The 23,362-nt window shown below is 46.2% G+C and carries 14 protein-coding genes; 12 read left to right on the top strand and 2 right to left on the bottom strand.

All coding sequences use genetic code 11. The annotated features are described in order from the left end of the window. Positions 1-96 precede the first annotated feature (96 nt). The 3 genes from BUA56_RS02635 (at position 97) to BUA56_RS02625 (ending at position 1,924) form a co-directional block, all read left to right on the top strand. On the top strand, positions 97-732 hold the full coding sequence (locus tag BUA56_RS02635) for a winged helix-turn-helix domain-containing protein (RefSeq protein WP_072848796.1): 636 nt from the start codon (positions 97-99) through the stop codon (positions 730-732). Between the two features lie 257 nt (positions 733-989). Further along, complete coding sequence (locus BUA56_RS02630) at positions 990-1,481, top strand: low molecular weight protein-tyrosine-phosphatase (protein ID WP_072848795.1); 492 nt, start codon at positions 990-992, stop codon at positions 1,479-1,481. Between the two features lie 80 nt (positions 1,482-1,561). Beyond that, complete coding sequence (locus BUA56_RS02625; protein ID WP_072848794.1) at positions 1,562-1,924, top strand: molecular chaperone Hsp90; 363 nt, start codon at positions 1,562-1,564, stop codon at positions 1,922-1,924. Between the two features lie 33 nt (positions 1,925-1,957). Here BUA56_RS02625 and BUA56_RS02620 read toward each other — a convergent pair whose 3' ends face one another. Beyond that, positions 1,958-2,548: a TetR/AcrR family transcriptional regulator gene (locus BUA56_RS02620; RefSeq protein WP_072848793.1), complete on the bottom strand. Its 591-nt coding sequence runs from the start codon at positions 2,546-2,548 to the stop codon at positions 1,958-1,960. Between the two features lie 124 nt (positions 2,549-2,672). On the opposite strand from BUA56_RS02620, the gene BUA56_RS02615 reads away from it, so the two are divergent. Together BUA56_RS02615 and BUA56_RS02610 are read left to right on the top strand one after the other, a co-directional pair. Further along, the gene (locus tag BUA56_RS02615) at positions 2,673-3,245 is read left to right on the top strand and encodes a hypothetical protein (protein ID WP_207650896.1); all 573 of its coding nucleotides are present in this window, start codon (positions 2,673-2,675) and stop codon (positions 3,243-3,245) included. Positions 3,246-3,300: 55 nt separating this feature from the next. Then, positions 3,301-3,984, top strand: coding sequence for a TIGR00266 family protein (locus BUA56_RS02610; RefSeq protein ID WP_072848791.1), 684 nt, complete (start codon positions 3,301-3,303; stop codon positions 3,982-3,984). Between the two features lie 118 nt (positions 3,985-4,102). Here BUA56_RS02610 and BUA56_RS02605 read toward each other — a convergent pair whose 3' ends face one another. After that, on the bottom strand, positions 4,103-5,695 hold the full coding sequence (locus tag BUA56_RS02605; RefSeq protein WP_072848790.1) for a spermidine synthase: 1,593 nt from the start codon (positions 5,693-5,695) through the stop codon (positions 4,103-4,105). Positions 5,696-6,043: 348 nt separating this feature from the next. Here BUA56_RS02605 and BUA56_RS02600 point away from each other — a divergent pair, with 348 nt between their 5' ends. The 7 genes from BUA56_RS02600 to BUA56_RS02570 all read left to right on the top strand — a co-directional run. Continuing rightward, a complete protein-coding gene (locus BUA56_RS02600) occupies positions 6,044-7,141 on the top strand; it encodes a GntR family transcriptional regulator (protein WP_072848789.1) in 1,098 nt (365 codons plus the stop codon). A gap of 34 nt (positions 7,142-7,175) precedes the next feature. Further along, the gene (gene araA / locus BUA56_RS02595; RefSeq protein ID WP_072848788.1) at positions 7,176-8,672 is read left to right on the top strand and encodes an L-arabinose isomerase; all 1,497 of its coding nucleotides are present in this window, start codon (positions 7,176-7,178) and stop codon (positions 8,670-8,672) included. A gap of 41 nt (positions 8,673-8,713) precedes the next feature. Further along, positions 8,714-10,315: a xylulokinase gene (locus BUA56_RS02590; RefSeq protein WP_072848787.1), complete on the top strand. Its 1,602-nt coding sequence runs from the start codon at positions 8,714-8,716 to the stop codon at positions 10,313-10,315. A 114-nt stretch (positions 10,316-10,429) separates the two neighbouring features. After that, positions 10,430-11,122: an L-ribulose-5-phosphate 4-epimerase gene (gene araD / locus BUA56_RS02585; protein WP_072848786.1), complete on the top strand. Its 693-nt coding sequence runs from the start codon at positions 10,430-10,432 to the stop codon at positions 11,120-11,122. A 286-nt stretch (positions 11,123-11,408) separates the two neighbouring features. After that, entirely contained in the window at positions 11,409-16,445 is a 5,037-nt protein-coding gene (locus tag BUA56_RS02580; RefSeq protein ID WP_072848785.1) for a family 43 glycosylhydrolase, read from the top strand. An 88-nt stretch (positions 16,446-16,533) separates the two neighbouring features. Further along, positions 16,534-18,528, top strand: coding sequence for a DUF6805 domain-containing protein (locus BUA56_RS02575; protein ID WP_072848783.1), 1,995 nt, complete (start codon positions 16,534-16,536; stop codon positions 18,526-18,528). Between the two features lie 224 nt (positions 18,529-18,752). After that, on the top strand, positions 18,753-23,362 hold a 4,610-nt coding region (locus tag BUA56_RS02570), incomplete at its 3' end, for a beta-L-arabinofuranosidase domain-containing protein (RefSeq protein WP_207650895.1).

The following is a 23,362-nucleotide window of genomic DNA, read 5'->3' as shown; positions in this document are numbered from 1 at the left end:
AATTACCGCGTATCGCAATGGGAGCATGGCTTAAATCTTTGGGATACTGCCGCTGTTTATGTAATGAGCGCTTCGGAGGAAATACTTGGATTGTACATGGAAGGCAGCCGTCTGACCCATGATCAGACCAGATATATTTTTGAAACCAATACTATTGGCGTGGAAAGTGAAGTTCTCAATGTGGACGAAGTGATTGAAACAGCAAATGATTTCCGTTGCATTGATATGATCATTGATCATGCAAAATCCGCTTTAACTGAGAAGTTTAGGCATAAATACATGAAAACTTTTGGATTCAAGGTGAATAACGATGCCTTTGTAAAGAACTCTTGGTACTTTCGCAATGCATTAGTAAGGGCAAACTATAACGACCTGCAAAATGGAGTCTACTCAACAACAAAGTTTTTGGAAATGTTCTTTAGCAATCTGATTTTAAGAACGGGCTATGAGCTGAAAAATAGATATATGCATGTGGCTTATGTTCCGGAGCAAAGTAATAATATCAGGCAAAGTGCAATAGGAAAAGGTTCAAAGGGCAAAATTTGCACTTTGAATTGCCCTTTGGATGAGTTGGCTATCCTACAGCTAATTATGGAAAACCCGAATATTACTCAGAAAGAAATGGCAGATAGAATTGGAAAATCAGAACGAACCGTTAAGAATAAAATCGCTTCACTGAAAGAAAAAGGATATATCCAAAGATTAAATGGTAAGCGAAGTGGGAAGTTTTAATAAATTAAGATTCGTATGAATGTCTGAATAATAAAGGTGAGGAGAGGTTATTTGAGAAGGTTACAATTGTAAGGGAAAATGTGTTGTGACCGATAAAAAGTAAAGGAGAAGTGATACCACTTACTACACCATTTGCCAGTGAATTTGCGTAGATTTATAAGGGATTGTGTAGATTCAGGGCAAAACACATAACATGAGAAAAGTGCCAAAAGCCCGAAATATCAAGGCTTGAAGGCTTATGAAGGGATATAAGAGATATGATAAAAATACTATTTATTTGCCATGGCAATATCTGCCGCTCCCCCATGGCCGAATTCATCTTAAAAGATATGGTTAAGAAAAGAGGAATCAGCGGTGATTTCATCATTGCTTCCTGTGCTACCAGCCGGGAGGAAATAGGCAATCCGGTGCACCATGGGGCCAGAAAGAAGCTGATGGAACATGGTATATCTGTGGATGGAAAGCGGGCAGTTCAGCTTACCAAAGAAGATTATAACAGGTATGATTATCTATTGGCCATGGACAGCAGGAACATATCGAATATGATGCGGATGCTGGGCAAAGATCCCGGGAAGAAGATATACCGCCTTCTGGACTTTACAGCCCGTCCGGGAGATATTGCAGATCCCTGGTACACCGGGGATTTTGATGAAACCTACAGGGATATCTGTGAAGGCTGCGAAGGATTTCTGGAACAGGTACTCTCTGTTCACGGCGACACGCCCGGGGGTGCGAACAAAATGCAGTAAGCTGCGTACCTGGGAATTGCAATAGCCGGATAATGGTGGTAAAATATGGGTAATCAAATTAGGAAAGAAGGGTGTTAATTATGGGCAGAGAGGCAGTAGATTACGTAGTTGAGAAAACACGTGAATTAATGAATGCAGCCACATGCAGCAGCGAGGCAAAGGAAGCAGCGCAGGCCTGGCTGGATGCTGTTGGAACTGAAAGGGAGGCCGCTGAGACAAAGAAATACATAGAAGAGCTGGAAGCGGATATTATGCCGATTGATAACTTAATCGGGTTTGCGGAATCTGAGGCTGGAGCCCAGGTTTTTGGGGCCGATAAAGCAAAAAGTGTTGCAGAGCATGCTAAGGAAATCAAGGCTGCCGGAGCAAAATACTGTGACTGTCCCGCCTGCGCCGCAGTAGAAGCGATTCTGGAAAAGAAGGACAGTCTTTTAGAGCAGTAAAAGGAGCTGCCCCTTGAGATACAGGGCAGGGCATCAGTCAGAAATGATTGGTGCCTTTTCTTTTACTCCTGTTTTCTCAGTACCGGTATCCCCATTTCCATATATTTTGCAGATGACAGAGGCCATGGATTCTGCAGGATCCGCTGTACTCCTGAGGATCCAGGCAATGTAAAGATTAAATAGGGAACCGGCAAAGGCATGAAGGGTATAATAGAAGGCAGTATCTTCTCTGTCTTCCCAATAAGTCTCCAGCACATAGTCGGTTAAAGCCTGCAGGAGGAGATTGCCCATGCCGCTTCTTAACAGGCACTTGATAAATTCCTTGTGTTTGTAAAAGTATTGGAAGCAGTGGAGCATATTGTTATAGCTGTTATAATTTCCTTTGTCTTCCCAGGAAGCTACATCCTTTCGGTAGGAGTCTACAATATCATCCAGGTAGGTAATAAAAATCTCATCTTTTGAGCGGTAGTTTCTGTAATATGTCATCCGGGAGACTCCCGCTTTTTTAGTGAGCTCTGTGACAGAAACGGACGATAATGGCTTTTCTTCCAAGAGCAGCATGAGAGCAGATACCATGCATTCTCTGGCAAAGACATTAGACGTATTTTTTTCTCCTTTTTTCATAAACAAAACCTTCCTTTTTGTAACAGTTAATCCGCCATATCTTGCCTGCGGTCCAAAGGTAATGTTACAATATGTAACACATAAATAGTATAACAGAGAAATGGGTGATTGCAAGATGAACAGGTTGGCAAAAGCAATAAGAAGCGTTACTCTGGCCCCGGTGATGGCCGGTATTATGCTGACGCTTGTCTATGTTACAAAGCCTCAGGTTATGGGAAGGGTGAACAGTTTCTGGTGGGGAATCTTTTTTCTGACGGTACTTCCTATCCTGGCATATCCTCTGCAGCCGTATATCCCCGGCTATAGAGAAAAAGGAAGAGAAGGGCAGAGAGGTCTGGCTATGGTATTTGCAGTAGCTGGCTATCTTATGGGTGTGATTGCGAATTTCGTATTAAAGGCGCCCAGAGGAATGTGGATGATCTATCTGGAGTACCTGCTGTCCGGCCTTTTGATTTTACTTTTCAACAAATGTCTGGGGCTGCGGGCCAGCGGCCATGCCTGCGGAGCTGCAGGACCTGCAGCACTGCTGGTATATTTTAGAATTCCTGCCCTTATTCCCGGTCTGATAATCCTTGCGCTTACCTGGTGGGCCAGCCTGAGAATGAAACGACATACAGCCGGCCAGCTGCTGGGGGGGACGGCAATCCCGGTGGCTGTCATTCTAGTGTTAACTCTTCTGGAGAAAATAACTCTGTAATACAGGGTGCCTTTATGATAGAATAGGGGTATCCAATGTACAGGAGGTTAGTTTAATGAGATATCGAATCGTAGGAAGTATCATGCCGGCGGTGGAGATGCAGCTGCAGGCCGGAGAATCTATCTACACCCAAACCGGGGGAATGTCCTGGATGAGCGACGGGATCCTTATGAATACCAATGCCAGAGGAGGATTTATGAAAGGCCTGGGAAGAATGTTTACCGGTGAATCCTTTTTTATGACAACGTATACCTCTCAGAGGGAGAAGGCTGAGATCGCATTTTCTTCCACGGTACCCGGGGAGATACTCCCATTAGATCTGCGGAAGTATGGAAGCATGATATGTCAGAAGGGGGCATTTCTTTGTGCCCAGGAGCAGGTGACCGCAGATGCAGTATTTACGAAAAAATTGTCTTCCGGACTTTTCGGGGGTGAGGGATTTATACTTCAGGAGTTGCGGGGAAATGGCATGGCGTTTCTGGAAATCGACGGGAATAAGGTAGAAAAGGATCTGGCTCCCGGAGAGGTGATAAAAGTGGACACAGGGAATGTGGCAGCCTTTGAAACCAGCGTGAGCTATGATATAGAGATGGTTAAGGGAGGTATGAACATGTTTCTGGGAGGCGAAGGCCTGTTTATGACAAAACTGACAGGTCCGGGACATGTCATTCTCCAGACACAGAATTTTTCCGAGTTTGTGGGGAGAATTAAGCAGTACATACCGACGAGAAATGATTAGAAAACATAGTGTATCGGTACTCTGACATGCAGCTTTTCCGTATGTCATTGCGGCTTCATAAAAAATACACGGAGATGAAACTCCGTGTATTTTTTATGGAAACAGTATGAAGTATTTACTAAAAATCCAGTCCCTCCAATCCCTCTTCTTTTATAATATTCTTATAATAGTGAAGTTCATCTCCGATAATCTCGTCAATCACCTGCATCCCCAAGACTTCCACAGGTGCCTTATCATCCGTGAGAATCAAAGAACCCTGGCGGACGGGCTGAAGGGATTCTTCTACCTTCTCCATCATTTGCTTCAAATCGGGTGTTCCAATGGCAGAGAGCTGCTCAGAAAATACAGTAAGCATATCCCCGTTTTGGGATGCAAACAGCTCCATATTTGTGCCGGACCCTACCTTGGCAGTATAGGCATAGGGAAATACTGAGGCAATGGTATCACAGAGATAATCATTGATGGATCCTTCTTTGCTGGAATGCATATTCATATTAACGACCATTACCCCGTCTTCCTTTAAATGATCCTTTACCATAGTAAAAAATTCAACGGTAGACATCTGAAAGGGAATGGTAATGTCCTGATAGGCATCTACCATAATGACATCATATTTCTCAGAGTTCGAGAGAAAAATCCGTCCGTCTTCCACATGCACATTTACAGATTCCGGAAGATCAAAGTACTGACTGGACAGGCGGGCTATTTTTTCGTCAATTTCTACCCCGTCTATGTTTGGGGAGTCCAGATAAGAAGTGCACATGGAGGCAAATGTGCCTGTACCCAGTCCAAGAATAAGAATGTCACTGCCGGCCTGCTGTCCCGCACCGGCCATATAGGGGGCGGCCAGGGCATAGTCGTAATACATGCCCGTAAATTCTTTATGTTTCATTTTAATGGACTGTACCCCTGCCAGCACATTGGTGGAGAGGATTACGCTCTCATCATTTTCTTTTACCTGCAGATAGTTGTAAATGGATTCTCCCTCATATACAAGATCGTTTTCCCAGAAAGCAAAGCTGTACTTTACAGAGGATATACTGAAGAGACCAATCAGCAGAAAGGAAACAGCACAGGCGGCAGCTTTTTTCCGGACTGATATAAAATACAGAAGGCTCAGCAGCGCCAGCAGGACAGAGAATATGATAAATGTTGCCGCAGTCCCCACAGTTGGAATGGTTACAAATGTGGGAAGGAAAGTACCCAGGATGCTTCCGATGGTATTCAGTGCGCCAAGTCTGCCTACGATCTCTCCGTTGTTTTCTAAGTCTTCCACGGTATATTTAACAAGAGAAGGGGTCACCGTTCCCAGGAGCATCAGCGGAAAGACGAAGATAATCAGACAGCTGAGAAAGGAGGCAATTACCAGGAAGTTCTTTTCCGTTAGCAAAGCCACGCCCAGGGAGATTGCCGCGATCAGGTATTTGCCCAGAAACGGAATGGCGGCGATCCATACGGCGGCAAGAAGCAGGCGTTTGTACAGGCGTGCTGGATCCGGGTTCTTGTCAGCTACCCTTCCTCCCCAGATATTTCCCAGAGCCATGGCAATCATGATTGTGCCTATGATAATCGTCCAGATTACCTGGGAAGAACTGAAATAAGGGGCCAGAAGGCGGCTTGCCCCCAATTCTACAGCCATTACCGACATACCGGAAAAGAATTCGGTGGCATAGAGAAAGTACTTATTCTTTAATAGATTAATATGTGTCATAGTCTTCCTTTCTTTCAGCAAACAGCTGATCGTAGTATTTAATGGTATTATACAGGAGCGGGAAATATGGCGCAAGGAGGGATGGAGTTTTGCAGATATGTTTTTTAGAATACAACTTGTCAACACATCCATACAAGTTATATAATATGTCTTGTAAGAAATGCCATTTGAATAACAATACCTTTACAAGTGAGCTTGTAGAAGTTGCACATTTAACATTGAGATGATTTTACCATCTGCCTGGATAAAATCAGCACATTCTACCACCATTGTAACGATACGTTTTGATTCACTTACTACAAGCTTACTTGCAAGGATATTGGCCATAGGGGTAATGGAGGGTTTGATATGGCAGGAGAAAGCGGTAAAACAAAGTATTATCTGTTAATGGAACAGCTGAAGGATGACATTTTGTCCGGCAGAGTAAAGCCCGGAGAAAAGCTGCCTTCTGAGAATGAATTGTCGTCTACATACCAGATCAGCAGGCATACAGTGCGCAAAGCCCTGGCGATTCTGGAAAATGAGGGATTTGTGGTTGCAGAGCATGGGCGGGGTACCTTTTGCTCTGAAAGGATGCGCCACAGAAAGAATTCCAGAAATATTGCAGTGATTACGACGTACATATCGGATTATATCTTTCCCCGTCTGATCCAGGGGATTGACCGGGTGCTTACCTCCAACGGGTACAGCATTATTCTGAAAAATACAGGCAACAGCAGAACCAATGAGGCCAGGGCCCTGGAGGATATTCTGACCAAGGATATTGATGGACTGATCATAGAGCCCAGCAAGAGCCAGATTCTGTGCAATAATATGAACTTGTATGCAATGCTGGATGAATATGAGATTCCTTATATCTTCATCCAGGGGACTTATGCCCAGATGAAGCATAAGCCTCACATACTTATGGATGACAGTCAGGGGGGTTATCTTCTCACAAAGCATCTTCTGGATACCGGGCGGGAAAAAATCGCCGGGGTATTCAAGGCAGATGACAGCCAGGGCAGAGAGCGCCACAAAGGGTATGTAAGAGCTCTTCAGGAAGCTGGAAAGTTGTACGATCCTGATATGGTTGTATGGTTCCATACGGAAGACCGAAAGAAAAAACCGGCACTTGCGATCCGTCAGATGATGGAATATGGCATGGATATGGATTCTGTAGTATGCTACAACGATCAGATTGCCCTGGAGGTGATGAAAACACTGCAGAAATGCGGCAGAAGAATACCGGAAGATATTGCTGTGGCAGGGTACGACAATTCTCTGATTGCTGAAAATGGGATTGTACCTCTAACTACTATCGCCCACCCCCAGGAAAAGCTGGGAGAGATGGCAGCGGAGCTGCTGTTGGAGCAGATCCAGAAGATACCCGAGGAAAAAAGCAAGGTGGAACGGCTGATTCAGCCGGAATTAATTGTCAGGGCATCAACGAAACCCCAAATATAAAAGTATATAAATTTATTTTAAGGAGGATTTTTCAATGAAAGCAGCAAAGAAGTATCAGTTTTGGTTCGCAACAGGTTCACAGGATTTATACGGAGACGAATGTCTGGCAAAAGTGGCGGAGCATTCTAAAATTATCGTAGAGTCTTTAAATAAGTCTGGCATGCTCCCCTATGAGGTTGTGTGGAAACCAACGTTAATCACAAATGAATTGATCCGTAAGACATTTAATGAGGCCAACTCTGATGAGAACTGCGCCGGTGTGATAACCTGGATGCATACATTTTCACCTGCTAAGTCTTGGATCTTAGGGCTTCAGGAATACAGAAAGCCATTGATGCATTTACATACACAGTTTAACCAGGAGATTCCATACGACAGCATTGACATGGATTTCATGAATGAAAATCAGTCTGCGCACGGTGACAGAGAATACGGTCATATTGTATCCAGGATGGGAATCGAGAGAAAGGTCATCGTTGGATTCTGGGATGATAAAGAAGTACAGAAGAGAATCGCCCAGTGGATGCGCACAGCTGTGGGAATCATGGAAAGCAGCCATATCCGTGTGTGCCGTGTGGCTGACAATATGAGAAATGTTGCAGTGACTGAGGGAGATAAAGTAGAAGCACAGATTAAATTCGGCTGGGAAATTGACGCATATCCGGTAAATGAGATCGCCGAGTATGTAGAGCAGGTATCCCAGGGTGATATCGATACACTGGTAGAAGAATACTATGATAAATATGAAATCTTACTGGAGGGCAGAGATCCGGAAGAATTCAAAAGACATGTGGCAGTACAGGCCGGAATCGAAATCGGATTTGAGAAATTCCTGGAGGAAAAGGACTATCAGGCAATCGTAACCCATTTCGGAGATCTGGGATCCTTAAAACAGCTTCCGGGTCTGGCAATCCAGAGATTAATGGAAAAAGGCTATGGATTCGGCGGAGAAGGTGACTGGAAGACAGCGGCTATGGTACGCCTGATGAAGATTATGACTCAGGGGATCGAGAACGCAAAAGGAACCTCTTTCATGGAAGATTACACTTATAACCTTGTGCCTGGAAAAGAGGGAATTCTGCAGGCTCATATGCTGGAAGTCTGCCCGACCATTTGTGACGGACCTATCAGCATTAAAGTGAATCCATTGTCCATGGGTGACAGAGAGGATCCTGCCCGCCTTGTATTTACGGCAAAGGAAGGACACGGCATCGCAACATCCTTAATCGATCTGGGCAACCGCTTCCGACTGATTATCAATGATGTAGACTGCAAGAAGACAGAAAAGGCAATGCCGAAGCTTCCCGTAGCAACCGCATTCTGGACACCGGAGCCGAACCTGGCAACCGGAGCCGAAGCATGGATTTACGCTGGTGGAGCACATCATACGGCATTCTCTTATGACCTTACCACAGAGCAGATGTGTGACTGGGCTGCAGCTATGGGAATTGAGAGTGTTGTGATTGATAAGGATACAAAGATCCGCAGTTTCAGAAATGAGTTAATGTGGAATTCTGTCCTTTTTAAATAAAATATGATATAATCAGGCAAAATACACGGGAGGTTTTTAGCATGGATGTGAATAGTATTAAAAATGCTGTAGAGAGCGGAAAAACAGCACTTGGAATCGAGTTCGGCTCTACCAGGATCAAAGCGGTTCTGGTGGGAGAGGATAATGCCCCCATTGCTTCTGGAAGTTATGAGTGGGAAAACAGCTACTTAGACGGTATCTGGACGTATTCCCTGGAGGATATCTGGAAAGGCCTACAGGCAAGTTATGCCCAGATGGCTGCAGACGTGAAAGAAACATACGGTACAGTTCTAACAAAGATCGGGGCCATTGGCTTCAGCGGTATGATGCACGGCTATATGGCGTTCGACAAAGAAGATAATCTTTTGGTTCCTTTTCGTACCTGGAGAAACAATATTACCGGAGAGGCTTCAGAAAAACTGACAGAGCTGTTTCATTACCATATTCCCCAGAGATGGAGCATCGCTCACCTGTATCAGGCAATTCTCAATGGAGAAGAGCATGTCTCACAGATCCGCTTTCTCACAACCCTTGCAGGTTATGTGCACTGGAAACTGACCGGCCGGAAAGTTCTGGGAGTGGGGGAAGCTTCCGGGGCCTTTCCCATTGATGTGGAGACAAAGGACTTTCATGCAGATATGATGCGGCAGTTTAATGAGCTGGTTGCAGATAAGAATTACGGCTGGAAGCTGGAGGAAATCCTTCCAAAGGTATTAGTCGCCGGCGAAAAAGCCGGTGAACTGACAGAAGAAGGGGCAAAGCTATTGGACGTATCCGGAAACCTGCAGCCTGGAATCCCATTCTGTCCTCCGGAAGGAGATGCGGGGACCGGTATGGCCGCTACGAACAGTGTGGCAAAGAGAACCGGAAATGTATCCGCCGGAACCTCAGTGTTTGCCATGATTGTTCTTGAAAAGGAACTCTCGAAAGCATATCCGGAGATCGACCTGGTAACCACTCCCACTGGTAATCTGGTAGCCATGGTTCATTCCAATAACTGCACATCGGATCTGAACGCGTGGGTAGGAATCTTCAGGGAATTCGCAGAATCCTTTGGAATGAAGGTAGATATGAATCAGCTGTTTGGCACTTTATATCATAAAGCGCTGGAGGGCGACCCAGACTGCGGGGGCTTGTTATCCTACTGCTACTTCTCAGGAGAACATATTACAAACTTTGAAGAGGGACGCCCGTTGTTTGTCCGTACACCGGAGAGCCGGTTTAATCTGGCAAACTTTATGAGAACACATCTGTATACCGCACTGGGAGCGCTGAAAGTAGGACTTGACATTCTGTTAAAAGAAGAAGACGTCCAGATCGATAAGATTCTGGGGCACGGAGGACTCTTCAAGACAAAAGGCGTAGGACAGAAGGTAATGGCAGCTGCCATGAATTCTCCGGTATCTGTGATGGAGACCGCAGGAGAGGGCGGCGCATGGGGAATTGCGCTTCTTGCCTCCTATATGATAAACAAAGACGCCGGGGAAAGCCTTGACGAATACCTGGCTCAAAAAGTATTTGCAGGTGACGAGGGAGAGCGGATGGAGCCGGATCCTGCAGATGTGGCAGGATTTGAAGTATTTATTGAAAGGTATAAAAAAGGACTGCCTATTGAACGGGCGGCTGTGGATAACTTGAAGTGATGAAGAAAAGGGGACGTGTTCCTTCGCAGAAGAACACGTCCCAAAATGACAAAATGAGTTTGCCCTGTCCCAAAATGGGTATGGGGTGTCCCTTTTTACAGTATGGAGGTTGTTATGTTAGAAGAACTGAAAAAAGAAATATATGAGGCCAATATGCTGCTTCCCAAGTATGGACTGGTTACTTTTACATGGGGAAATGTAAGCGGCATTGACAGGGAAAAAGGGTTGTTTGTCATAAAACCCAGCGGTGTGGACTATGATAAGCTTACGCCGGAGGACATGGTGGTCATGGATCTGGACGGGAACCGTGTGGAGGGGGAATATAATCCTTCTTCTGATACGCCTACCCACCTGGAGCTGTATAAGGCATTTCCTAAGATTGGGGGGATTGTTCATACCCATTCTGCATGGGCTACCAGCTGGGCGCAGGCGGGAAGGGGCATCCCCTGCTATGGGACCACACATGCGGACTATATGTATGGGGAGATTCCCTGTGCCCGCTGTCTGAATGCAGAGGAGATTAACGGAGCTTATGAAAAAAATACGGGGCTTTTGATTGCTGAACTGTTTACAGACAGGGATTACGAGGCGGTTCCAGCTGTTTTATGTAAGAACCACGGCCCATTTACCTGGGGAAAGGATGGCCATGAGGCTGTGCACAATGCTGTAGTGCTGGAGGAAGTGGCCAAGATGGCTGCCCGCTGTGAGATGCTGAATCCACAGGTAGAACCGGCGCCCCAGTCACTTCAGGATAAACATTATTACAGAAAACACGGTGCAAATGCTTATTACGGACAAAGTAAATAATTTTTGATGATAACAGCGGTTATTTCCAGGGAAAGGAAGTAATCCGCTGTTTTTTGTTGGATTTCTTTTGGTTGTATGTAAATGGTTCAACATGTCTGTAAAAAAACAAACATGTTTCCAATAAAAACGTACCAAATAATTTTCCATGTAAAATATTCCACTTTTTCCAAATGGTTGTTCGTAGAGGAAAACCTGTACAGATGCTATGATTTTGGCAGTGAATTTGTCAAGTATGACCGCAGAAGGTCTATACAAGCAAACATTAATTATGAATGGAGGAGAATTCATGAAAGAAAGAATGAGAAGACTGGCTGTGCTTTTCCTTACGGGAACAGTGGTGATTACATCCACTCCTACGTCGGCAATGGCTTCCGCTCTGCAGAATGACAGTGCAGCAGAACTAAGCACAGAGGATCAGCAGCAGGATGAGGACACAGACGAGCCAGCCGTGGAAAACGGGGAGACGCAGGAAGAAAGTGAGACGGAAGAGAACGACCTGAGTGCTGCTCCCGCTGCAGTAAGTCTGGAAGACGAGGCGCAGCCTGCTGCTGCGGAAGAGGAGGATCAGGAGATTGTACATTACAGCATGGAGGTTCAGGACGGCCTGCTGAAGAACAATGCCCAGGAAGGCATGGACGGAACTCTTGAAAATCTTTCTGAAAAGAATGTAAATACATATAATGGAGTAAGCACTCTGAAACTGGACGGCAACGGATATGTAAAGCTTCCGGCAGGTATTCTCACAGACAATACTATGACGGTGTCGGTAACAGTTGCGAACACCAGAGCAGCCGATCAGATGCTGTGGGCCTTGGGAAAAGACAGCTGGAATTATACTTTCTTTACTCCGGCAAACGGCAGTAAAAAGATGAAGCTGTCTGTTGCACAGCAGGAACCGTATAACTCTACAGGTGCCTGGGCAAAAGAAAATAATATTATTCCTGACACAGGGGCTTTCCTTGACGGAAGTTATCAGACGTATACGATTGTCTACGATGGAGAGACAACAGCTATGTATTTGAACGGAGAAAAAGTAGGAACCGGCAACAATCCTTTTGACCTCTCTACCTTTGTGGACGCAGACGGCTCCAGCGGTTATATTGGAAAATCCGTATACAGCGCGGACGGTTTGTTCCAGGGACAGATCGCCGATTTTGCTATTGCTAATTATGCTATGTCAGAAGAAGAGGTAAAGGCAAATGCTGTCACAGACTTTAGTGATTACATAAAAGCGGATATACACAGTGCTATGCTGAATGGGAATGCGGGCGCAGATGCTATTTCTACCAAGCTGGCATTTCCCGCTAAAGTAGACGGAGTGGAATTGTCATGGGGCACTCCGTCCAATACCGATGTAATTGCAGCTGACGGTACTGTAAAACCTCCCACAGATGAAGACGCTGTGGTAGAGATTCCGGTATCCTTTGTAACAAATGGCGAGACTGTGAATGAAACCTTTCAGGTGACTGTGACTGCGGTAAATCCTTCCGAGAGACTGCAGGAAGCAGCTGATGCCCTGGAGCTTCCCTATGAGGAAGTGTACGGCAACATAACACTGCCTACCGCTTCTACCTATGATACAACAGTAACATGGGAAACTGATCATGAAGAAATTGTAGATGTAAAGGAACATGAAAATGAGGGCTATGACCCTACACCTGCAGGACAGGTGACACGTCCCGCAGAGGATACAGAAGTTACCATGACAGCTATTATCAGTGATGGTACACTAAGTATAGAGAAAGACTTTACGTTTACAGTAAAGGCTGCACCGGAAGAAATTAAAGAGTCAGATTATACAGACTATTTCTTTACTTACTTTGCCGGTGAAAAATATTCTAATGGCGAGCAGGTGTATTTTGCTGCCAGCCAGGACGGATTAAACTGGACTGACTTAAACAATAACGATCCTGTACTCACATCAAAGTTAGGGGAGCAGGGCGTGAGAGATCCTTATATCCTCCGCTCTCCGGAAGGCGATAAGTTCTATATGATCGCCACAGATTTAAAAATTTATGGAAATAACGACTGGAACCGTGCACAGAGAGCAGGAAGCAAATCCTTAATGGTATGGGAATCCACGGACCTGGTAAACTGGTCTGAGCAGCGTATGGTTGAGGTTGCAAGGGATGACGCAGGCTGTACCTGGGCCCCGGAGGCGACCTACGATGAGAAGACAGGTGAATACATTGTATACTGGGCGTCCAGAGTTGCTGAGGATGGCTACGGAAAACAGAGGGTATATTATGCAAAAACAAGAGATTTCTATACCTTTACTGAGCCGGAAGTAATGATTGAGAAGAGCAATGATGTCATTGACACCACGATTCTCAAGGAAAACGGCAGCTATTACAGATACTCCAAAGATGAATCCAAGAAATGCATTAAAGCCGATAAAGTAGATACACTGCTCCATGCAAACCCGGTTGATTTGAACACCCCGGTGCTGAACAATCAGGGCGGTGTGGAAGGCCCGACCATCTTTAAATTAAATGAGGATGATAACAGTAAATGGAAATACTGTCTGTTGGTGGATAACTACGGGGGAATAGGTTACTATCCTCTGGTATCCAATGATTTGGACGGCGACTTCACGAAATTAACCGAAGGCTTCCGTATGCCTTCCAGAGCAAGACACGGAACACCTATGAGAATCACTGCTGAGGAATATAAGAATGTAGTGGAGGCTTACGGCGTACCGGCAAAAGAAGAGGAAGAATCTAAGGAACCTGTGCTGGAATACAACTTTGAATCCGATGCCGGAAACAGCATTGCGGATACCGGCAAAGGTGACAATCACGCGGACGACGGTACCGCATACGGCAATGCGAAATTTGCAGTGGACGGGGAAACCGGAAGCCGGGTTCTGCAGCTTGACGGAAGCAGCAATACCTATGCAGCCTTCCCGCAAGGCTTTATGGACGGAAGAAATGTAATGACAATTTCCATGGATGTGAAATCTCAGATGAGCAGCGGAAACTTCTTTACATTCACATACGGGTTAAACAGCAACAAATACAACTTTCTGAAGGTCAGCGGGAAAAATGTCCGCTATGCGATTACTCAGGACAGTTACTCAAAAGAAAATGAAGTAAAGACTGCAGACGGGGCAGACCTCGGCAAATGGCAGAACGTAACTCTTGTTGTAGATGGAACGAAGCTGGATATGTATCTGGACGGTGTATTGGTTGACTCAAACGAAAATGCAAAGGTTCTGACTTCAGACCTTGGGAAAAATCTGAGCGCTTACCTGGGCAAATCCTTCTACAGCGGGGATGGCTACTTTAAAGGAAGCTTTGACAATGTTAAAGTATATAACAGGGCGCTGACTGCCGATGAGATTAATGATGAAATTTCTGAGGCAGCAATTGTAAAGGTTGCGGCAGATGGATATACCATCAGCAATCAGTCCATTGACAAAAACACAAAGAAAATTCATCTGGATATCAGCAGGAATAACAGCGAAAAGGCTGATCTTACAAAGGTTCCGCTGGATATTACCGTATCTCCAAATGCGGTTTTGGAACAGGAGAATAAAAAGGAATTAAATCTGACAAAACCTGCAGAGATTAAGGTGACAGTAAACGGCCGGGAAGAAGTATGGACCGTGGAAGCAGCTTTGGCTAATAATACAGTACTTCCAGGAGAATATGCGGATCCTGATATTGATGTCTTAGACGGAAAGTTTTATATCTATCCCACCACGGACGGCTTCAGCGGATGGTCAGGAACTCAGTTCCATGCATTTTCATCTGAGGATATGATTAACTGGGTAGATGAAGGCGTTATCGTAGATGTGGCAAGCAATGATGCAGTAGCCGGAACCAACGAAAACGGCGTTGATATTGCAGGAGTTCCCTGGGCAGTGGGCAGTGCATGGGCACCTACCATTGAAGAGAAAAACGGAAGCTATTACTTCTATTTCTGTGCAAAAGAGAGCAACGGGAAATCAGCAATCGGTGTGGCAGTATCCGACAGCCCCAACGGTCCATTCGTAGCAGAGGAAACTCCGCTGGTAACGATGGATCTCTGCAGCCAGAATGGTGTGAGCATGGGACAGACCATTGATCCATCCATTTTCACGGATCCGGACACTGGAAAATCCTATATGCTGTTCGGAAACGGCAGTGCGGCAATCGTAGAGCTGGGTGAAGATATGATAAGTCTGGTGCCGGATACGATGCAGAATCTGGAGGGTGCGAAAGACTTCAGAGAAGCGATTACAGTGACTAAGAGAGACGGAATATACCATTTTACCTGGTCCTGCGACGATACAGGCAGTGCAAATTACCATGTGAATTACGGTACCTCGGATTCCCTGTACGGACCAATTGCATTCCAGAAAACCATTTTATCCAAAGATGCATCTGAAAGTATTCTGGGAACTGGACATCACTCAATCCTCCAGATACCCGGCAAAGATGAGTACTATATTGCATACCACAGATTCGCAACACCTCTGGGACAGTATGATTCCGGGTTGGGATATCACAGAGAAACCTGTATTGACAAACTGGAATTTGACGCTGAGACCGGTCTTATGAAAGAAGTAACACCTACACAGGAGGGGATCACAGAGCCAGTTTCTCTGACTGTAGAAGGCTGGGAGCAGGATGGTGACAGATGGAGCTATGTAAATCCTGACGGTTCCTATGTGGTAAATGACTGGAAGCTGATTGACGGCAAATGGTATCATTTTGATAAGAGCGGGTATATGCAGACTGGATGGCTGCAGTTAGGAAACACCTGGTATTACCTGAATGCTGACGGGGCAATGGCGACGGGTTGGGTATTAGACGGGAAGACCTGGTATTACCTGAAATCCAGCGGGGCAATGGCAACCGGGTGGCTGCAGTTAGGAAGTACCTGGTACTATCTGAAATCCAGCGGGGCAATGGCAACCGGATGGCTGCAGTTAGGAAGCACCTGGTACTATCTGAAGTCCAGCGGGGCAATGGCAACCGGGTGGCTGCAGTTAGGAAGCACCTGGTACTATCTGAAATCCAGCGGAGCAATGGCAACCGGATGGCTGTTAGACGGAAAGACTTGGTACTATCTGAAATCCAGCGGAGCAATGGCAACTGGATGGCTGTTAGACGGAAAGACCTGGTACTATCTGAAATCCAATGGGGCAATGGTAACCGGGTGGTTATTAGACGGAAAGACCTGGTACTATCTGAAGTCCAACGGAGCAATGGCTACCGGCTGGGTAAAGGTAAGCGGCAAATGGTACTACCTGTACAACAGCGGAGCTATGGCATCCAATACATGGGTGGGAAGATATTATGTAAATGCTTCCGGAGTATGGACAAAAACAAGATAAAAGTGCATAATTAAATAAAGCAAAGGAAATAGGGAATATGTGAAGCAGGCATATTCCCTATTTGCCATACTGGGAGGAGGAATTTCGGATGAGAAGAAAAGGGTTTTGGAAAAAGGGGTTGGTTATGATACTCGCAGCGGCGGTCTGGGCCGGCAGCTTAGGACCTGGAGTATCTGTTTATGCCAAAGGAGATGCAAACCCGCCCCGGGGGCCGGAAGAGGGCGGTGGAGAGGGCGACTTTGAACCTGAGGTTGGAGAGATGCAGATCCTGGAAATGAAACAGGTTTTAAGAATGAATGAAGTCAGTCATGTCAGGCTTACAGAATTCGGCAGTCCGGAGAAAGAGACCTTCTATAATCTTCAGTCAGAACGCTCGGAAGCTGAACTGGCCATAGAGGGCAGGCCCGGCCGCAAAGCCTGGGAGGATGGATGGTTCAGCTATACTCTTCCGGTAAAGGCGGTTGATAAAAACTATCTGACCACTGTATATTATGGGGAGGAGAACCAAGAGCCCTATAACATACTGATTAATGGTGACATAGAAGCTTTAGAGGAGACGATGTCTGACGCGGAACGCACCGTTTACTCGGACGGCTTTTATTCGGTGAGGTGTGAGATCCCTCAAAAGTATCTGTCAGCGTCGTCTATTACAGTGAAGTTCGTACCCAAAGATAATTCCGGCAGCGCCCTGTATGGGCTTTATCTGGGAATCGGCTATGACAAATCCCCGGAGCTGCAGGACTTATCGTTTGACATTGGTGAGGTGGATCCGGTATTCCAGGCAGAAAACAGTGTATATACAGTAAGAGTTCCCCGAAATACGGATAAGATATATATGACAGCAGTACCTCATAAACAGGACGGCCTTGTAAAGCTATATGATACCGGCCTAGAACGGTATGCGCTGGTGGACGATGAGAAGGCCGTCTCTCTCCCTTTAACCGGCGAGAAAACAGAGTTCCGGCTGAAGGGAAGTGCGGAAGACCACAGTACCGAGAGGCTTTATACGGTCACTGTAGTAAAAACAGGGGATAAGTCACAGCTGGAAGGTCTGGTTCAGACAGCAGAACGCAAGGTGGAAAAGGAATATACCAAAGAAACCTGGTCAGCGATGGCTGGCGAATTAAAAGCAGCGAGATCCCTCCTAAGTAATAAAAATGCAACGCAGACAGAGATAAACAGCCAGGCAGAAAAACTGAGGAGAACCATAGAAAATCTGAAAAAGGCTCCAGCGGCAGATACCGGCAGGTGGATTACTGACAGCAAGGGAAGCTGGTATCGTTATCCTGACGGGACATATCCGAAAAAAGCCTGGAAGGTAATAGAGGGCAAATGGTATTATTTTGATGATAGTGGGTATGTGAAAACTGGATGGTTCCAGCAGGGAAAGATCTGGTATTACAGCAACTCAAAGGGGGTCATGCAAACCAATTGGCAGAAAGTCGGAGGAACCTGGTATTACTTCAATGGAAGCGGAGCCATGGTAACTGGCTGGCAGCTGATTGGAGGAACCTGGTATTACTTTAATGGAAGCGGGGCTATGCTGACAAACTGGCAGAAGATAGGCGGTATCTGGTACTATTTCAATGGAAGCGGAGCTATGGCAGCCGGGTGGCAGAAGATAGGCGGAACCTGGTATTATTTCAATGAGAGCGGAGCCATGAAAACCGGGTGGCAATGGATAGGCGGCCGATGGTATTATATGAATGGAAGCGGAGCCATGCTGACCGGGTGGCAGAAGCTGGGAGGCATCTGGTATTATTTCAGCGGAAGCGGCAGTATGGAAACTGGCTGGCAGAAAATCGGGAATGTCTGGTATTATTTTAACGGAAGCGGGGCTATGCTGACCGGGTGGCAGAAGCTGGGAGGAAGCTGGTATTATATGAATGGAAGCGGAGCTATGCTGACCGGGTGGCAGAAACTGGGAGGCAAATGGTACTTTTTCAATGCTTCCGGGGCTATGCAGACTGGATGGATCTATCTTGGAGGGGCCTGGTATTATTTGTATGAAAGTGGTCAGATGGCGGTCAATACCTGGATTGGCAATTCCTATGTCAATGCCTCTGGTGTATGGATAAAATAGAATAGCAGAAAAAGGGAAGGATCCCATACAGCTGTATTAAAAAATCGGGCTGTACGGGATTTTTTGTTTCTTTTCTAACTTTATTTGTAAAAAAACGAACCAATATCATAAGAAAATGTAAAGTGAATATCATATCCCACTTAATTCCAATCGTCCTCTGTGGAAGTGTAAATTCTATTTTTATACAATGAAATCACTGAAAAATGAGAAAAGGAGCGTGCATTATGAGAAAAAAGAAAAGGATTGCGACACAATCTACTGCATTTGTTCTCACAGGGGTAATGTTGGCCGGAAGTATTCTTCCATCGCTGCCGGTCTATGCGGAAACGGACAGTCTGGCCTTGCTGAATGAGAGTAAGACTCTGGAGATGTCCTTTGACGGAACCCTGGAGGATAAGGTGCTTACGGACAGAAGTGTCCTGGCCAGAGGCCGGGACGGCGGCGAGAAGGAAGCTGTCTACACAGAAGGGGTGAGCGGAGAAGCCTTGCAGCTGGACGGCGCCACCTACATCGATCTGGGAACGGAACAGGATATACAGCCTGAGAATCTGACTGCCTCTGTATGGGTAAAGGCAAATGCAGCGTTGTCAGGGGAACAGCTGATTACCTGGAACAAGGGGGCATATAATGAAGACGGCTGGTATCTGAACACTACAGACAATAATCCGCTGTTTTTATCTGTGGGAACGGCAGTCAGCGGCAGCCAGCCACAGGAGTATTATGTGGAAGGCAAACGCTCCGAGTTTTTCCCAGCTGGTGAGTGGGTACATGTGGCAGTGACTTATAACGCAGAAACCCAGGAAGCAGCTATGTACAGAAACGGAGAAAAACTGACGGTAAAGGCAAAATACAATTCCAGCAGCGGAATTCATGGATCTGACTGTACGAAAACCCTGGGCAACAATGGCACGGTTCACAACGGCGGCTGTTCCAATATCAGTCTGGATGAGTATGCGGTATACAGTAGAGTGGCTGACGATGCTCAGGTACAGGAGCTTTATAAGCTGTATGCAGACCCATCAGGGGGAGGAGAAGATCCAGATCCTTCCTTTACAGAGGAAAGGGTTCTGAACTTGGCCTTTGACGGAGATACCACAGATACGTCTGAGAAAAATCACCCCGTTACGATTGTTGGGGAGAACTATGGGTATATCCAGGGCGCTGCCGAGGGAACCCAGGCGCTGGAGCTGAAAGGAAAGACTTATGTTGATTTGGGAACCGACGCTTCTTTAAATCCGTCCAGCCTTACCTTCTCTTTCTGGGTAAATCCAACCCAGGATATGGGAGGCGGGGAGCATCTTTTTGTGTGGAATAAAGAAGCCTACTATTCAGACGGCTGGTATCTGTCTTCTGAAAACAAAGATAAACCGCTGAGTATATCCATTGGATCTTCCAATGATTGGAAACAGCCATATAAGGTTGGGGTAGAGGCAGACAGAAGCGAGTTTTTCCCGGTGGGAGAGTGGACGCACATAGCTGTCAGCTTTGACGATACGACCAAGGAAGTTACCATGTACCGGAATGGAATCCGGCAGAAGGTAACCGTATTTAGCCCTATTGGAACAGACGGGGCGGACGGAACCATTGATCAGGGAAATGAGATGAAAAAAGCGTTGGGATACAATGGTCCCGTGCATAACAGCACTTATGGCATCTTTGCCATGGATAATGTGGCTCTTTTGAACTGTGCATCTACCCAGGACGAGGTATTGGAGCTGTTTGAGGAAACACAGGCATTTGACAGGCAGACGCTGGTCGACGCGGACGCAGAGGCGTTATCTCTTCCGGCATATACCAGAAAGGATCTGGATCTGCCCGATAAAGGGACAAACGGCAGCACCATTACCTGGGAATCTAACCGCAAAGACATTATCACAGATGACGGAAAGGTAACACTTCCGGAGGATGCGGATGCGGAGGTTATTATGACAGCCCATCTTGCCTACGGCAAGGACTATACGGCTGTAAAAGAGTGCAAAGTAGTGGTATCTGCCGCTAATTGGAATCTTACCAACAACGGGATGGATAAGGTGACTCTGTCGGACAGCTACCTTGTGAATGCACAGCAGAAAGAGTATGACTATCTGCTTTCCATGTCCTCCAACAAGTTCTTATATGAATTCTACAAGGTAGCCGGCCTGGAGCCGCTGACGGACAGCGGCTATGGCGGATGGGAGAGAAGCAATGCTACAAACTTCCGTGGACATACCTTCGGACATTACATGTCGGCACTGTCTCAGGCTTACCTTGGCTGTAAAGATGAGGCTACGAAGACTGCCCTTTTGGAGCAGATGTCTGACGCGGTAGCCGGTTTAAAAGAGTGCCAGGACAGCTATGGCAGTACACATCCGGACAGCAAGGGGTATATATCCGCGTTCAGAGAGAGCGCCCTGGATGCTGTGCAGGGAAGCGGCGGCACAGATGAGAATGTACTGGTGCCCTGGTATAACCTGCATAAGGTGCTGGCCGGTCTGATTGACATTGCGAAGAATGTGGACGGACAGGTTGGAGAAGACGCTTTGGAAGTCGCTATGGGCTTTGGAGATTATATCTATACATCCAGAACCAGCACATGGACGGACGCCCAGAAGAAAAAAATGCTGACGATTGAATACGGCGGTATGAACGAGGCGCTGTACGAGCTGTATAATATTACCGGAAACCCGGACTACAAGTCAGCGGCAGAATGCTTTGACGAGACAGAGTTGTTTGTACAGCTGAGTCAGGGAAAGGATGTGTTAAACGGCAAGCATGCCAACACTACCATACCGAAGTTTATCGGCGCCTTAAAACGCTATACCGTACTGACACAGGATCGCTACTATGGAGAACTGACACAGGACGAAAAAGATAATCTGGAAATGTATCTGACAGCTGCAGAGAACTTCTGGGATATTGTTGTAAAAGACCACACCTATATTACAGGAGGCAACAGTGAATCCGAACATTTTCACGCCGCAGGCAGTTTGGGACAGTACGCAAATAACAGAACCTGTGAAACCTGCAATACGTATAACATGCTGAAATTATCCAGGGCCCTCTTCCAGGTAACTGGGGATGTGAAGTATATGGATTATTATGAAAATACATATATTAACGCAATCTTATCCTCCCAGAATCCTGAGACCGGAATGAGTATGTATTTCCAGCCTATGGCTCCGGGGTATTACAAACTCTACAGTTCTCCCTATGACAGCTTCTGGTGCTGTACGGGAACCGGCATGGAGAACTTTACCAAACTGGGAGATACCATCTATCTGAAAAATGGGAATCAGCTTTTTGTGAATATGTTCTTCCGTTCTGCGTATGCAGACAGCGAATTCCAGGTTTCCCAGGAAGCCAATATACCGAACAGTGACAAAGTGAGCTTTACCGTTGGCGCCGTACCGGAGGGCGGATCTGTAATGGTGAGAAAGCCTGACTGGCTGGCAGGCAAGGCAGCTATAACCATTAACGGGACAGCTTCCGAATGCAAAGTGACGGATAATTATTACCAGCTGGACGGCCTGAAAGCGGGAGATAAGGTTGAGATTACCCTGCCCATGGAAGTACAGGTATATGAAATGCCTGATGACAGCTCCATGGTGGCTTTCCGATATGGTCCCGTTGCTTTGAGCACAGGTCTTGGCACCAATAATATGGATCAAAGAGAGGGGGCAGGCATCATTGTATATGCGCCTGTTCTGGATAAATCAGCCACTGACACCATCACCATGACAGATGAGAAGGTGGAGGACTGGAAGGCAGGCATCAAGGATAATCTGATCCGCATCGAAGATACAGAGGACGGACAGGTGCAGTTTGCGCTGAGAGGAACGGATCAGGATGATAAGCTGTTCTACACGCCTCATTATCTGCGGCATAACGAAAGATATGGATTATATATGAATCTCTCAGAGCCTGATTCCGGGGAATACCAGCAAAAGCTGCTGGAAAGCAAAGAGACATTGAGAGAAAAGGAAAGCAGCTCTGCCTACCTGACAAACTTTGACAATAATAACTCCGAGTTCTCCCTTGGATTGAAACATTCTGATAATTCTGAGGTGGGTACCTATGGAGGAAGACAGTACCGGCATGCAGAAAAGGGCGGCTGGTTCAGCTATGAATTGCCTGTGAATAAAGAGGCTGAGAAGAATTACCTGTTTACTACCTATTATGGCGGAGATAAGGGAAGAAGCTTTGATATCTATATAAACGGAGAAAAATTTGTCACAGAAACATTATCCAATACGGAATATCCTTTGACATCGGATGGATTCTATACCGTGAAAAGAGAAATACCTGAGAAATATCTGACGGGAGACAGTATTACAGTGAAGTTCCAGTCTACGGGAGGTCTTGTGGGAGGTCTGTATGGCATCAGTGTGGGAACAGATTATGATACTAACGCTGAATTACAGCAGCTTTCCTTCGATATAGGTGAACTTTCACCTGAATTTAAGGGGGATGTCAAAGAATACACTTTAACCGTTCCCAAAGACACAGAGGCTGTAAGGATGACGGCTGTTCCCATGAAGGCCAGCGGTTTGGTATACGATGGAGATGTGCTGTTTGATGATACAAAAGCACGTCTGGTAAAACTGGATGGAGACGCAACAGAAATCCTCCTTACAAGCAAAGCACAGGATCACAAGAGCTCAATCCAGTATACGATCCATGTGGTGGAAGGAGATATAGAAGAAAAGAAAGAAGGATGGCAGCAGGACGGCGACAGATGGCTGTACATGATGGAAGACGGCACTTATGTGGAAGACGACTGGAAATTGATCGACGGCAAGTGGTATCATTTTGATGAGAGCGGTTATATGCAGACAGGCTGGCTGCAGCTTGGAAG

Origin of the sequence: Lactonifactor longoviformis DSM 17459, from assembly GCF_900129135.1 — a bacterium.
In the GTDB taxonomy this organism is placed as follows: domain Bacteria; phylum Bacillota; class Clostridia; order Lachnospirales; family Lachnospiraceae; genus Lactonifactor; species Lactonifactor longoviformis.
Note: the sequence above shows the minus strand (reverse complement) of the source record. Positions and strands in the feature narration are given on the sequence as shown.

Excerpts from the sequence above, each read along its gene's own strand:
- BUA56_RS02610 (WP_072848791.1), top strand. The coding sequence starts at position 3,301 with ATGAGATATCGAATCGTAGGAAGTATCATGCCGGCGGTGGAGATGCAG.
- BUA56_RS02630 (WP_072848795.1), top strand. The coding sequence starts at position 990 with ATGATAAAAATACTATTTATTTGCCATGGCAATATCTGCCGCTCCCCC.
- BUA56_RS02575 (WP_072848783.1), top strand. The coding sequence starts at position 16,534 with ATGAGAAGAAAAGGGTTTTGGAAAAAGGGGTTGGTTATGATACTCGCA.
- BUA56_RS02580 (WP_072848785.1), top strand. The coding sequence starts at position 11,409 with ATGAAAGAAAGAATGAGAAGACTGGCTGTGCTTTTCCTTACGGGAACA.
- BUA56_RS02605 (WP_072848790.1), bottom strand. The coding sequence starts at position 5,695 with ATGACACATATTAATCTATTAAAGAATAAGTACTTTCTCTATGCCACC.
- BUA56_RS02635 (WP_072848796.1), top strand. The coding sequence starts at position 97 with ATGGAAGGCAGCCGTCTGACCCATGATCAGACCAGATATATTTTTGAA.
- BUA56_RS02600 (WP_072848789.1), top strand. The coding sequence starts at position 6,044 with ATGGCAGGAGAAAGCGGTAAAACAAAGTATTATCTGTTAATGGAACAG.
- BUA56_RS02620 (WP_072848793.1), bottom strand. The coding sequence starts at position 2,548 with ATGAAAAAAGGAGAAAAAAATACGTCTAATGTCTTTGCCAGAGAATGC.
- BUA56_RS02625 (WP_072848794.1), top strand. The coding sequence starts at position 1,562 with ATGGGCAGAGAGGCAGTAGATTACGTAGTTGAGAAAACACGTGAATTA.
- BUA56_RS02590 (WP_072848787.1), top strand. The coding sequence starts at position 8,714 with ATGGATGTGAATAGTATTAAAAATGCTGTAGAGAGCGGAAAAACAGCA.
- araA (WP_072848788.1), top strand. The coding sequence starts at position 7,176 with ATGAAAGCAGCAAAGAAGTATCAGTTTTGGTTCGCAACAGGTTCACAG.
- araD (WP_072848786.1), top strand. The coding sequence starts at position 10,430 with ATGTTAGAAGAACTGAAAAAAGAAATATATGAGGCCAATATGCTGCTT.